Raw genomic sequence first — 12,502 nt, 5'->3', positions numbered from 1 at the left:
CATCATCGAGACAAGCTCGAAATCGACTGGCGCAGCTTCGCTCCACCGAAACTGCGAGCCAGCGATCTTTCATCGAACCTTCATCAGTTCTTGTTCAGGGGGCGGGGTCGAAGGGGGGAGCCAATCGGACATTCGAGCGCGGCACGATCCCAGCGTCCACAATCAGCTGCTGCCTGATAGGTGCTTTGCAGAAACGCCATGAGCGCGGCCTCTGGCTCGCTGGATTTTCGCACAAGGTCGTAGGGCAGGAGATATTCGCCGAGCTTCCGATCGAAGTATGCGCCTGCCGGCAAGACCTGTCCGTCAGCAAAGCCATTCGGGGTGGGGTAGGCATAGGAGTAGAACGCCGCAAAGTCTGTACCACCTCCGCCCGGCCAAAAGCCGGCGGACGAGACCTCATCGCTATAGGCCTCGCGTGTCACGACATCCGGCAAACCCGGGACGCCCCCCGGGTGAAGCGGAGCGGAACGCCCAGAGAAGCGCGTCACCGCGAGATCGAAGCTGCCCCAGAAGAGATGGACCGGACTGACCTTCCCGGTGAACCCCGTCCGAAACCGATAAAACACTCCGCCGATCGCGACGACGGCGCGGAAGAAACGCGTCACGGCGTCTGCGTCATAGGGCCTGATTTGGCGGTCCTCCGTGAACGGGATCGGATCTGCGACCTCACTGGGCCGACCGTCAAATTCCGGTGTTCCGCCGAGATGTCGTACCAAATCACAGAACCGGGCGTGAAATTCGGCGACGGACATTCGCCCGAGCGGCATTTCCGCCCTGCACCCATCAGCTGCTTCTCCGATCAGGACGTGACGGGAGAGATCGAAGACGATCTCGATACCTGATGCGTCTGGAATCAGCGAAGTCGTGAGCCCGCGTGCATTCACGTAGAAGGTCGCGTGCCAGGAATGGTTGACCCATGGCGTTCTCGCGAGCCGATACTTGCCGACAATCTGGCAATACAGATGAAGCGCGGAACAGGTTTCGCGCCATGCCTCGAAGGGAATCTCCGGCCAGATCGCGCTCATAGCGTCTCCTCCCTCAGGTTCGGTTCGGCTTTGCAAGACCTCACCTCGGCTAAAGGCGACCCTGTGTCCGCTTTGGGCGCAAAGCGACCTTCGGGGGGCGAGGCCGCATGCTACCCCCTCGAAAGCAGATATCCCGGAGCTTAGGGGGACTCGAGCTAGACGCCAAGGTATCGCTGCAGCAGTTCCGGCTGGGCCTTGAGCTCCTGCGCCGGTCCTTCGTGCACGATGTGGCCGTTGTTGATGATGTAGATCCGCGTCGCCAGCGCCAGCGTCGCTGCCAGATTCTGCTCGACCAGCACGATGGTCTGGCCGGCGGCCGCGAGCTCGCGGCAGGCTTTGACGAGATCGTGGACGATGACGGGCGCAAGCCCCTCGAACGGCTCGTCCAACAGGACGATCTTGGGGTCGCGCACCAGCGCCCGGGCGATCGCGAGCATCTGCTGTTCGCCGCCGGAGAGCTCGGTGCCGCGGTTGTTGCGGCGCTCTTTGAGGCGCGGAAACATCTCGTAGACGCGCTCGAGCGGCCAGCGCTTCGGTGCGGTGATCCCGGCGAGGACGATGTTCTCCTCCACCGACAAGCTGCCGAAGATCCGGCGCTCCTCGTGCACGAGCTGCATGCCGGCCTGCGCGATTCTGTGGCTCTTGCGTCCAGCGATATCGATGCCGTCGAACTTCACGCTGCCGCTGCGGGGCGTCACGACGCCCATCAGGCTCTTGAGCGTCGTGCTCTTGCCGGCGCCGTTCCGCCCGAGCAGCGCCACCACCTCGTGCCGCTCGACGCGCATGGCGACGTCGAACAGGATGTGGGAGTCGCCGTAATAGCTGTTCAGGCCATTGACCTCGATCAGGCTCATGCGGCGATCTCTCCATGAACGCCGCCGAGATAGGCTTCCTGCACCGCGGCGTTGGTCCTGATTTCCTCCGGTGTGCCGTCCAGCAGCACCTTGCCCTCCTGGAGCACCGTCACGCGCTCGACCAGCTCGAACAGCGAATCCATGTCGTGGTCGATGATGATCATGGTGCGCCCGCGCGCGATCGATTTGAGCAGCTTGACGGTCTCGACCCGCTCGCGCGGGCTCATGCCCGCGAGCGGCTCGTCGAGCAGCAGCAGACGCGGCGAGGTGGCGAGCGCAAGCCCGATCTCCAGCCGGCGCTTCTCGCCATAGGCGAGCTCGGATACCGGCGTATCGGCGCGGCGGGTCAAATTGACCAGGGCAAGCGTGTGCGCCACCTGCTCCGTCAGGCCCTTCACGCCCGAGAGCTTGCGGAACAGGTCGAGCCGGAATTTGCCGCGCAGTTCGGCGAGTGCTGCGATCGTCAGGTTCTGCCGTATCGTGAGGCCCGTGAAGAGCTGGTTGACCTGGTAGCTCTTGGTGAGGCCGAGCTGGCAAACTTCGGTGACCTTCAATCCCGTGATGTCGCGGCCCTCGAACACGATCTGGCCGGAGGTCGGCGCGATCTCGCAGGTCAGCATCTTGAAGAAGGTCGATTTGCCCGCGCCGTTGGGGCCGATGATGCCGCGCAGCTCGCCCTGATTGACGCTGAAATCGATGTCGCTGTTGGCGACGAGACCGCCATAGCGCTTGGTCAGGCCGGTAGCTTTCAGGATCGGCCCGGAATAGGCGGGGTGCGCGACCTCCTTGGCCTGCATCGGTGCAGGCGGAGCTTGCTGCGGCGTCTCGATCTCAGCCTGCTGCTCCGTCTCCGCAGCCTTTCGCGCTCGCTTGCCGGACACGAGGCCGTAGAGATCGACGAGGCCGCCCACAATGCCGCCGCGCAGGAAGCAGACCAGCACCACGAACACGACGCCCAGCACGAGCTTCCAGGCCGCTCCGAGGCCCAGTGCGGACTGGAGGAAATCCTGAAGGAAGAGCCAAACTGTTGCGCCGACCAGCGGTCCGAACAGCGTGCCGCGGCCGCCAATGGCGGTCTGCATCACGAGCTGGCCTGAGGTGTCGAAGGTGAAGGCGTCGGGCGGCATGAAGGCCTGCAATACGCCGAGCAGGCCGCCGGCGAAGCCCGCATAGGCCGCAGCGATCACGAAGGCGGTCAGCTTGTAGCCATGGATGTTGTGGCCGACGGCGGTGGCGCGCAACGGATTGTCGCGGATCGCGCTGAAGATGGCGCCGACAGGCGAGCGGACGATCCTGAGCGCGATGATGACGCCGACGAAGTAGCACAGTGCGATGAACTGATAGAGCGACCAGCCGTTGGTGAAGTGGATGGTGGTGAAGCCGAGATTGAAGCTCGGTGTCGGTACCCCCGGCAGGCCGTTCTCGCCGCCGGTGAAATCCGAGAGCGGATTGAACTCGACGAAGAAGAACACCTCCGCGATCGCCACGGTGATCATGGCGAAATAGATGCCGGTGCGGCGCAGCGCGATCAGGCCGATCAGGTAGCCGGTCGCCGCCGCCGCGATCATGCCGATGATCAGCGCGCCCAGCACGTTGCTGAAACCCGCGCGGGTCAGGAGGTAGGCCGCGACAAAGCCGCCGGTGCCGTAGAAGGCGGACTGGCCGAACGACAGCAGGCCGGTGAATCCGAACAGGATGTCGAAGCCGAGACCGAATAGGCCCCAGACCAGGATCCGGTTCACGGTGTTCGGGGCGAAGCCGAGATGAGGCAGCACGAACGGGGCTGCGATCAAACCGATCGCGGTCAGGGTCTCGATCAGGAACGGGCGTTGCTTGAGCATCAGGAAATCGCTTACTCGCGGCCCTGGACGCCGAGCAGGCCATGCGGTCGCACCACGAGCACGAGCGTCATCGCCGCAAACAGCATCACATAGGCGTAGCCGGGGTTGAACATGGAGGTGACGCTGATGATCTCGCCGGCGATCAGGCCGCCGAGGATCGCGCCCGGAAACGAGCCGACGCCGCCGATCACCACCACCACGAAGGTCTGGACGAGGATGTCGTCACCGACGCCCGGTGTCAGCGACACCACTGGCGCGTTGACGATGCCGGCAAATCCGGCGGCCATTGCGCCGATGCCGAACACGACCATGAAGACGCGGTAGACGTTGATGCCGAGCGAATCGACCATCACCGAATCCTCGATGCCGGCGCGCACGATCATGCCGAGCCGGGTCCGGTAGAGGACGATGAACAGTGCGCCGAGCGCGACCGCGACGATGCCGACGACGGCGAGGCGGTAGGTCGGATAGAACATGAAGCCGAGATTGGTGATGCCCTGGAACAGGGCCGGCGGCGGCACCAGCTGCGACTGGCTCGAGAAGATCAGGCGCACGAGCTCGACGAAACAGATGCCGAGTCCGAAGGTCACGAGCAGCTGATCCTCGTGCGGGCGATGATAGAAATGGCGAATGATGACGCGTTCCATCACGACGCCGAGCAGCATCACGAACAGCGAGCCCGCGATGACGGCGATGATGAAGGACTCCGTGTACTGGTAGGCGACGAAGCCGGCATAGCCGCCGATCATGAACATCGCGCCATGCGCGAGATTGAGCACGCCGAGCGTGCCATAGATGATGGTCAGGCCGGAGCTGATCAGCGCAAGCAGGGCGCCGAGCGCGAGCCCGTTGAAAAGCTGCGAAACGAGGTTGGGCCAACTGATCATGCGACAATCGCCGTTGTGACGCGCCAGGGTACGCGACAGAAAAAGGTGACGCCGCAGGACCAGAGTGAGCCCGCGGCGTCACAGGGGTTAGTGCGGGCTCAGCTGTAATCGCCGGGATGGCAGCCGAACGCGTCCGGCTTCTGCATCAGGCCTTCACCGGGGACGATCTCGACGACGTCGTACCAGTCTTCCTTGTTCTTCATGTCCTTCTGCTGCTTGCCCTTCACGATGATCACCGGGCGGACGCATTGGTGATCCTCGGGGCGGTAATGCACGTCGCCGACCAGGGAGGGGATCGTCTCGCCCTTCTCGTAGGCCTTGATCACGTCGGGCGGATTGAAGCTGCCGGCCTGCTCGCACATGTGGGCCCAGTGCGCGAAGCTGACATAGGCGTTCTCGGCGCCCCATTCGGGCTTGTAGCCGTACTTCTTCTCGAAGGCCTCGTTGAACATCTTGGCGAGCGGGAACTTGTCCTCGATCGTCCACCAATAGTCGGTGGCGGCGTAGACGCCCTGCATCAGGCCGCCGGTCTCGCGCGCGATGAAAGGCACCTGGTAGGGAACGACCAGCTTCATCTTGTCGAGCACGCCGAACTGCTTGGCCTGCTGGGTCGACAGCACCGCGTCGTGGCCCCAGTTGACGTTGATGAGCACGTCGGCGCCGGAATTCGCGACGTTCAGCAGATATGAGGAATAGTCGGGCGCGCCGAGCGGTGCGACCTGGTTGGTCACCGTCGTCCAGCCCGCGGTCGCGAGGAAGTCCTGCATCGACTTGGTGACGGTGTGGCCGTAGGTATAATCGGGCGTCAGGTAGGCGGCCTTCTTGTTCTTGCCGAACTCCCTCACCATCACCGGGCCGATCGCCGCGGCGGCGGTCTGGCCGAAGAAGTTCTGGCGGAAGCCGTAGCGAACGCAGTCCTTGCCGGTGGTGTCGTTCGAGCCGGAAATGCCGCACACGAACAGCACGTGTTCGCGCTGCGCGAGCTTGTTGAGCGCGACCGCAACGGCGCTCGACGTGCCGCCGGTGATCATGATCGCCTTGTTCTCGCTGATGAAGCGCTGCTGCGCCTGCACCGCCTCGTTCGGCTTGGCCGCGGAATCCGCGACGCCGAACTTGAGCTCCTTGCCGAGCACGCCCTTGCTGGTCTTCGGCGAGATCTTCTTGATCAGCTCATGGCCGCTGTTGATGTGCTCGATCGCGAGCTGGTAGCCCTTGAGCTCGTCCTCGCCCTGCACGGCGTAGGTGCCGGTGCGCGGGACCGAGATTCCGATGAAGGCCGTGGAACCCGAAACGCCGGCGGGATACGAGCCGATCGCCGGCTTGTCCTCGGCAAAGGCCGGCATCGCGGGCAGCATCGAGCCGCCGATGAGGCTCGCTGTGGTCTGGAGCAGGCCACGGCGCGAGAGGCCGCGGCGGATGAGATCGTCAGTCATGGTCGTTTCCTCCGAACATCGTTCTTGTTTGCAGGCGCAAGCACGACCTGTCCGGCGCCAGCCGACCTCGCTGGCCTGCTGCGCCGGGCACGTCACATCCGCGTGTAGCTCTTGGCCCTAAGCATTGCTTGTGAAGCCCTTCTGTCAATTTCGTCTTTGGTCGAACGACGAAAATTATCACGTGAAAACATATCGGATAACGATATATATTAGTCTTTGTGAGTACGAGGCTGGCGGGTTCGGCGAGAGAAATGGCGCGGCAGACGACAGTGGCGGGTGCCCGGAAGCGACGATCCTGGCCGCAGGAGGCGGAGCGGCCGGAGGCCGCGTGGCCCGCGGGGGAGGGCAGCGACCAGCGCGCGGCGCCGCAGTCGGGCGATGCCTCCCGCGTGTCCGAGCCGCGCAATCGCCCCACCGGCGAGCGGGGACCGGCCGTCGGCTCCGTTCAGGCGAAGCGCGCGCCGGCACCGATGAAGAGACTGAGCGTGCGCGCTCAGAACGTCCTGAAGGAGCTTGCGGTCGAACTCACCGGCGAGCAGCCCCCGAAGGGGGCGTGGTCGCCCTCGCGCGAGCTGCTGCGCGTGCTGACGGCCGAGCGGCTCGCGACCGCGCGCAACTGCGGTCCCCACACGATGCGGGAGATCGTGGACTGGGCGCAGGGTTGCGGCGTGACCATCAAGCCGGTGATCCCGCCCGGCGGTTCGCTGTCGCAGATGTGGGCGGAGTTGATTGCCAATGCGTCGGCAGGCAGCCTGACCAGCGCCGAGATCGCCAGCGCGCTCCAGCGCTCGATCAGGCGGAAGAGCGTTCGCATCCCGATCGCGTTTCAGGTCATCCTGGTGAAGATCCTGCTCTCCAGTTTCGAATAGCCCCCGATATTTGTGCATCCGCGGCGCCGCTCGGTTGGTTCCGCCTGTCCTTCCTTGCTAGTCTCGGCGGCGACCGCCCGCTTCACCGGCGGGCTTGACGTCGCAGGCAGGAATGGCTCAATCGAAGCGGAAGACGACACGCCCCGCGTCCGCGGCGCCCTCAAAGGGCGGCGCGATGCGCGAGGCCGACTATGCAGCGCTTGCACAGTTCCGCTATCAGCTCCGGACCTTCCTGGCGTTCAGCGAAGCCGCGGCCCAGAGTGCCGGGTTGACGCCGCAGCAGCATCAGGCGCTGCTCGCGATCAAGGGGCTGGCTGCCCCTGACGGCGCAAGCGTCGGCGACATCGCGCGCTTCCTCCTGATCCGGCACCATACCGCGGTGGAGCTGGTGGATCGCATGGCGAAGCTGAAGCTGATCGGGCGGGAAGCCGATCCGCAGGACGCAAGACGCGTCCTGGTCAGGCTGACGGCCAAGGGCGAGCAGAAGCTGCGCTCGCTCTCGCGCATTCACCTGGACGAGCTGAGTGCCGCGGCACCCGCTCTGGCCAAGATCCTGCGATCGTTCCGGGCCAAAGCGCGCTGAGGCGCGGTTCAGGCGGCTGCGCCTTGCGCGGCGAGCTGCGCGGCCTGGTGCTCGGTGGTCAGGGCATCGGTCAATTCGCCGAGCGCTTCGCCGGCGATCACCTGCGGCAGCTTGTAGAGCGTCAGGTTGATGCGATGATCGGTGACGCGTCCTTGCGGGAAATTATAGGTGCGGATGCGCTCGCTGCGGTCGCCGGAGCCGACCTTCTCCTTGCGCTCGGCCGAGCGGGCGGCATCGACGCGCTGGCGCTCGGCATCGTAGATGCGCGAGCGCAGGATGTTCATGGCGGAGGCGCGGTTCTTGTGCTGCGAACGGCTGTCCTGCATCATCACCACGATACCGGTCGGGATGTGGGTGATGCGGATCGCCGATTCGGTCTTGTTGACGTGCTGGCCGCCGGCGCCCTGCGCACGCATGGTCTCGATCCGCAGATCGTCGTTCTTGATATCGACGTCGACCTCCTCGACCTCGGGCAACACTGCGACCGTCGCCGCGGAGGTGTGGATGCGTCCCTGCGTCTCGGTGTCGGGCACGCGCTGCACGCGATGCACGCCGGATTCGAATTTCAGTTTCGAGAACGCGCCGCGGCCCTGGACCTCCGCGATGATTTCCTTGTAGCCGCCGACGGTGCCTTCGCTGGCCGAGATCACCTCGACCTTCCAGCCCTGCAAGCTGGCGAAGCGCTCGTACATCCGGAACAGGTCGCCGGCGAACAGCGAGGCCTCGTCGCCGCCAGTGCCGGCGCGGATTTCCAGCACCACGTTGCGGTCGTCCATGGCGTCCTTGGGCAGCAGCGCGACGCGAATCTTCTGGACCAGCTCTTCGATCTTAGGCGTCAGCTCGTCGCGCTCGGCTTCCGCCATGCCGCGCATCTCGGCATCCGTTGCGGGATCGGCGATCAGCGCCTCGGTGTCGGCAAGCTCTTTAACGGCCGCACGATAAGTCTTCACCGCCTCGATCAGCGGGGTGAGCTCGGCGAGCTCGCGGGTGATCTGCACGTAGCGTTCGGAGGCGAGCTGGCCGAGCGATTCGGCCTCGAGCGAAGCGTGATGCGCGAGCAGGACGTCCAGTTTGGCTTCGGGGAGTGACGACATCGGTTCAGTCTCAAATGGCGGAAGAGGGCGAGGCGGCGGGAGGGGGCGACAGGCCCGCTACAACGCCAGGCCTTCGGCCTCGGCAAATTCCGTCAGCTTCTGCCGGATCGAGACGCTGCCGGAGGGCGCGTCCAGCAGCGGGCCGAGCATCGCTTCGGCCTTCTTCGCGTCGAGATCGATGACCATCGCCTTGACCGGGCCGAGGGCCGTCGCCGAAAGCGACAGCGAGCGATAGCCCATCGCGATCAGCGCCAGCGCGCCGATCGGCTTGGAGGCCATCTCGCCGCAGAGCGAGAGCGACTTCTGCGCCACGTTGGATTTCCGCGCGATCTCGCGCAGCACGCGCAGGATCGGCGCCGACATGGTGTCGAAGCGCTCGGACACCTTGGCATTGCCGCGGTCGACCGCGAACAGGAACTGGAACAGGTCGTTGGAGCCGACCGAGATGAAGTCGACCTTCCTCAGCAGCTCGTCGAGCTGGTAGAGCAGGGCGGGCACCTCGACCATGGTGCCGATGTCGATGCGCTCCGGCAGGGTGTGGCCGTGCTGGCGCAGATAGGTCAGTTCGCGCTCGACCAGCGCTTTCGCCGAGTCGAATTCAGCGACCTCCGAGATCATCGGGAACATGATGCGCAGCGCGCGGCCGCCGCCGGCGCGCAGCAGCGCGCGGATCTGGCCGCGCAGCAGGCCGGGGCGATCGAGCCCGAGCCGGATCGCGCGCCAGCCGAGGGCGGGATTCTCCTCGATCACTGCTTCCATATAGGGCAGTGCCTTGTCGCCGCCGATGTCGAGGGTACGGAAGGTGACGGGCTTGGTGCCGGCGGCATCCAGCACCGTGCGATAGAGCGCGAGCTGGTCGCTGGTGCGCGGCAGGCTCTGTCCCACCATGAATTGCAGCTCGGTGCGGAACAGGCCGATGCCGGCGCTGCCGGTGTCCTCGATATGCGGCAGGTCGATCGCAAGACCTGCGTTGATCATCAGCTCGACCTTCTGCCCGTCCCTGGTGACGCAGGGGCGGTCGCGCAGCGCAAGGTATTGCGCCTGGCGGCGGGCGCGGAAGCGCACGCGTTCGGCGAAAGCCGCTTCGACCTCCTGCGACGGGCGCACATAGATCGAGCCCGAGGTGCCGTCCACGATGATGGCGTCGCCGGGATCGGCGATGCCCGGCGCGTTCGGCACTTCGCCGACCGCGGGAATGCCGAGCGCGCGGGCCACGATCGAGACGTGCGAGTTGGCGGTGCCTTCCTCCAGCACGATGCCGCGCAGGCGCTTGCGGTCGTAGTCGAGCAGCGCCGCGGGGCCCATCGCGCGCGCGATGACGATGGCATTGTCGGGCAATTGCTCGCGTGAGGGCGCATGGTCCTGGCCGACCAGCTGCCGCATCAGGCGGTAGCCGAGATCCTCGAGATCGTGCAGCCGGTCGCGCAAATAGGGATCGGTCGAGCGCAGCATGCGTGCACGGGTGTCGGACTGCACGCGTTCGACGGCGGCTTCCGCCGTGAGGCCGGTGGCGACCGCCTCATGCAGCTTGTGCGACCAGCCCTGGTCGTTGGCGAACATGCGGTAGGCTTCCAGCACCTCGCGGTGCTCGCCGCCCTCGGCAACGTCGCCACGCTCCAGCATGCGGTCGAGATCGGCGCGCAGCTTGGCGAGCGCGGTGTCGAGCCGCTTGATCTCCTTCGGCAGATCCTCGGCGATGTAGTCCTTGATGACGACGCGCGGCTCGTGCAGCACGACATGGCCGAGCGCGATGCCTTCCGAGAGGATGGCGCCGACCTTCTGAGCCGAATGGCGCGCGGCCGGCTCCTGGCCCGGCTGGGCCAGCGCAGACAATTCGCCGGAGGCGATCAGCTCCGCCAGCACCATCGCGGTGGTCTGGAGCGCCTCGAGCTCCTCCTCGACATAATTGCGCTTGGCGCGGTTCTGCACCACCAGCACGCCGAGCGTGTTGCCGGCGCGCAGGATCGGCACGCCGAGGAAGGAGTGGTAGATTTCTTCGCCGGTCTCCGGGCGGAACGAGAAGGCCGGGTGGCTTTGCGCGTCGCTGAGGTTGAGCGGGGTCGCCTCGCTGGCGACGAGGCCGACCAGGCCCTCATGGGCGCTCAGCACGGTGTGGTGCACCGCCTCGCGGTTGAGGCCTTCGGTGGCGTAGAGCTCGAGCGTGTTGTCGATGCGCAGCACATAGACCGAGCACACTTCGGCCACCATATTGGCGGCGATCAGCACCACGATCTTGTCCAGCCGCTCCTGGGCCGAGACCTGCTCCGCCATGGTTTCGCGGAGCCGTCTCAACAAGACGCGGGGACCTCCCGACGCGCTCCGCATGAACCGTCAATCTCCTCCGTCTGCCTGGCCCGGCGGTATCGGCCGGCGGCTGGCCCAAATTTCCAGAAAAACAACCAAATTGTTCGTCCGGCGCAGGCACAAACACAAATCTACTCAAGATTTAGTGCTTACACCGAATCAGCGCCGCCTGAACTGGGACACAGTCTGCGGCAGCCCACCCTCTTCGCCCTATAGCGAATTGGGGCTTGTTTTGCCAAGCAAAACGCCTGCCAAACGCGAAGGTGTGTACACCTTCGCGTTTGCTGCGGCCGCTAAGAGAAAATTCGTCTAGGCCTGATCGAGACCGTAAAGCGTATGCAGGGTGCGCACCGCAAGCTCGGTATAGGCGGTGTCGATCAAAACCGAGAATTTGATCTCGGAGGTTGTAATGGCCCGGATGTTGATATTCCGTCCGGCGAGGGCCGAGAACGCCTGGGCGGCGACACCGGCATGGCTGCGCATGCCGCTGCCGATTACCGATATCTTGGCGACATCGGTGGCGGTATCGAGCCGGGCATAGCCGATCTTGCCCTTGGCGGCCGTGATCGTGTCCTTGGCGCGGGTGTAGTCGGCCGCCGGCACCGTGAAGGTGAGATCGGTGGTCTTGCCGTCCTCGGAGACGTTCTGAACGATCATGTCGACGTTGATATTGGCATCCGCCAGCGGGCCGAAGATCGACGCTGCCACGCCGGGCTTGTCCTCGATCTGGCGTACCGAGATCTGGGCCTCGTCCTTCGAAAAGGCGATGCCGGTGACGACGTGGCTTTCCATGATCTCCTCCTCGCTGCAGATCAGCGTGCCGGGCGGCTGGTTGGCATGCGGGTCGATATCCTCGGGCTTGTCGAAGCTCGAGCGGACGAAGATCGGCATGTTGTGGACCATGCCGAGTTCCACCGAGCGGACCTGGAGCACTTTTGCGCCCTGGGAGGCCAGTTCCAGCATGTCTTCGAACGCGATCTTGTCGAGGCGGCGGGCCTTCGGCACGATTCGCGGGTCGGTGGTGTAGACGCCGTCGACGTCGGTGTAGATGTCGCAGCGGTCGGCCTTGACGGCGGCGGCGATCGCCACGGCCGAGGTGTCGGAGCCGCCGCGGCCGAGCGTGGTGATGCGATTCGTTTCGGGGTTGATGCCCTGGAAGCCGGCGATGACCGCGACTTCCTTGCGATCCCGGAAGCGCTTGATGATCTCGCTGCCGTCGATGTCCTCGATCCGGGCCGAGGCATGGGCGTCGCTGGTCTTGATCGGGATCTGCCAGCCCTGCCAGGAGCGGGCCTGGATGCCCATGCTCTGAAGCACGATGGCGAGCAGGCCCGACGTCACCTGTTCGCCGGAGGCGACCACGGCGTCGTATTCGCGCGCGTCGTGCATCGGCGAGGCCTCGGTGCACCAGGCCACCAGCTCGTTGGTTTTGCCGGACATCGCCGAGACGACCACGGCCACTTCATGGCCGGCGTCGACCTCACGCTTCACATGGCGTGCGACGTTGCGGATACGTTCGATATTGGCGACGGACGTGCCGCCGAATTTCATCACGAGGCGGCTCATGACGACGCGTGCATTCCCTCATAAGGATCAGTATGGTGACCCGCGC

Annotated in this window: 11 protein-coding genes; 3 read left to right on the top strand and 8 right to left on the bottom strand. The window is 65.1% G+C overall.

Annotated features, from left to right (window positions below; genetic code table 11):
- Positions 1 to 83 precede the first annotated feature (83 nt).
- The 5 genes from AC5ZFO_RS12555 to AC5ZFO_RS12535 all read right to left on the bottom strand — a co-directional run bounded on the left by AC5ZFO_RS12555 (position 84) and on the right by AC5ZFO_RS12535 (position 6,040).
- Positions 84 to 1,025 (bottom strand): DUF5996 family protein, encoded by a 942-nt coding sequence (locus tag AC5ZFO_RS12555; protein WP_496122119.1) that lies wholly within the window; start codon positions 1,023 to 1,025, stop codon positions 84 to 86.
- A 155-nt stretch (positions 1,026 to 1,180) separates the two neighbouring features.
- Positions 1,181 to 1,879 (bottom strand): ABC transporter ATP-binding protein, encoded by a 699-nt coding sequence (locus AC5ZFO_RS12550; RefSeq protein ID WP_071908500.1) that lies wholly within the window; start codon positions 1,877 to 1,879, stop codon positions 1,181 to 1,183.
- Positions 1,876 to 3,720 (bottom strand): branched-chain amino acid ABC transporter ATP-binding protein/permease, encoded by a 1,845-nt coding sequence (locus AC5ZFO_RS12545; protein WP_282520210.1) that lies wholly within the window; start codon positions 3,718 to 3,720, stop codon positions 1,876 to 1,878. The genes AC5ZFO_RS12550 and AC5ZFO_RS12545 overlap by 4 nt, the downstream gene beginning before the upstream one ends.
- Before the next feature lie 11 nt (positions 3,721 to 3,731).
- Positions 3,732 to 4,607, bottom strand: coding sequence for a branched-chain amino acid ABC transporter permease (locus AC5ZFO_RS12540; RefSeq protein WP_282520211.1), 876 nt, complete (start codon positions 4,605 to 4,607; stop codon positions 3,732 to 3,734).
- A gap of 98 nt (positions 4,608 to 4,705) precedes the next feature.
- The gene (locus AC5ZFO_RS12535; RefSeq protein ID WP_282520212.1) at positions 4,706 to 6,040 is read right to left on the bottom strand and encodes a substrate-binding protein; all 1,335 of its coding nucleotides are present in this window, start codon (positions 6,038 to 6,040) and stop codon (positions 4,706 to 4,708) included.
- Between the two features lie 269 nt (positions 6,041 to 6,309).
- Between AC5ZFO_RS12535 and AC5ZFO_RS12530 the strand changes: the two genes are divergently transcribed.
- The gene (locus AC5ZFO_RS12530) at positions 6,310 to 6,909 is read left to right on the top strand and encodes a hypothetical protein (protein ID WP_282520213.1); all 600 of its coding nucleotides are present in this window, start codon (positions 6,310 to 6,312) and stop codon (positions 6,907 to 6,909) included.
- A 112-nt stretch (positions 6,910 to 7,021) separates the two neighbouring features.
- Positions 7,022 to 7,492 (top strand): MarR family winged helix-turn-helix transcriptional regulator, encoded by a 471-nt coding sequence (locus tag AC5ZFO_RS12525; protein WP_496122118.1) that lies wholly within the window; start codon positions 7,022 to 7,024, stop codon positions 7,490 to 7,492.
- An 8-nt stretch (positions 7,493 to 7,500) separates the two neighbouring features.
- Here the strand turns inward: AC5ZFO_RS12525 and prfA are convergent, their stop codons facing one another.
- The gene (gene prfA / locus AC5ZFO_RS12520) at positions 7,501 to 8,586 is read right to left on the bottom strand and encodes a peptide chain release factor 1 (RefSeq protein ID WP_282520215.1); all 1,086 of its coding nucleotides are present in this window, start codon (positions 8,584 to 8,586) and stop codon (positions 7,501 to 7,503) included.
- A gap of 57 nt (positions 8,587 to 8,643) precedes the next feature.
- Complete coding sequence (ptsP, locus tag AC5ZFO_RS12515; protein WP_282520216.1) at positions 8,644 to 10,911, bottom strand: phosphoenolpyruvate--protein phosphotransferase; 2,268 nt, start codon at positions 10,909 to 10,911, stop codon at positions 8,644 to 8,646.
- On the opposite strand from ptsP, the gene AC5ZFO_RS12510 reads away from it, so the two are divergent.
- Positions 10,910 to 11,203, top strand: a complete 294-nt coding sequence (locus AC5ZFO_RS12510) for a hypothetical protein (protein WP_496122117.1) — start codon at positions 10,910 to 10,912, stop codon at positions 11,201 to 11,203. The two genes, ptsP and AC5ZFO_RS12510, sit on opposite strands and share 2 nt — an antisense overlap.
- Here AC5ZFO_RS12510 and AC5ZFO_RS12505 read toward each other — a convergent pair.
- Positions 11,200 to 12,456, bottom strand: a complete 1,257-nt coding sequence (locus AC5ZFO_RS12505) for an aspartate kinase (RefSeq protein WP_282520217.1) — start codon at positions 12,454 to 12,456, stop codon at positions 11,200 to 11,202. The two genes, AC5ZFO_RS12510 and AC5ZFO_RS12505, sit on opposite strands and share 4 nt — an antisense overlap.
- Positions 12,457 to 12,502: the final 46 nt, after the last annotated feature.

It is taken from the genome of Bradyrhizobium sp. Unk1 (assembly GCF_059512345.1).
Note: the sequence above shows the minus strand (reverse complement) of the source record. Positions and strands in the feature narration are given on the sequence as shown.

Coding starts and splice junctions, on each gene's coding strand:
- AC5ZFO_RS12555 (WP_496122119.1), bottom strand. CDS start 1,025: ATGAGCGCGATCTGGCCGGAGATTCCCTTCGAGGCATGGCGCGAAACC.
- AC5ZFO_RS12550 (WP_071908500.1), bottom strand. CDS start 1,879: ATGAGCCTGATCGAGGTCAATGGCCTGAACAGCTATTACGGCGACTCC.
- AC5ZFO_RS12545 (WP_282520210.1), bottom strand. CDS start 3,720: ATGCTCAAGCAACGCCCGTTCCTGATCGAGACCCTGACCGCGATCGGT.
- AC5ZFO_RS12540 (WP_282520211.1), bottom strand. CDS start 4,607: ATGATCAGTTGGCCCAACCTCGTTTCGCAGCTTTTCAACGGGCTCGCG.
- AC5ZFO_RS12535 (WP_282520212.1), bottom strand. CDS start 6,040: ATGACTGACGATCTCATCCGCCGCGGCCTCTCGCGCCGTGGCCTGCTC.
- AC5ZFO_RS12525 (WP_496122118.1), top strand. CDS start 7,022: ATGGCTCAATCGAAGCGGAAGACGACACGCCCCGCGTCCGCGGCGCCC.
- prfA (WP_282520215.1), bottom strand. CDS start 8,586: ATGTCGTCACTCCCCGAAGCCAAACTGGACGTCCTGCTCGCGCATCAC.
- AC5ZFO_RS12510 (WP_496122117.1), top strand. CDS start 10,910: ATGAACCGTCAATCTCCTCCGTCTGCCTGGCCCGGCGGTATCGGCCGG.
- ptsP (WP_282520216.1), bottom strand. CDS start 10,911: ATGCGGAGCGCGTCGGGAGGTCCCCGCGTCTTGTTGAGACGGCTCCGC.
- AC5ZFO_RS12505 (WP_282520217.1), bottom strand. CDS start 12,456: ATGAGCCGCCTCGTGATGAAATTCGGCGGCACGTCCGTCGCCAATATC.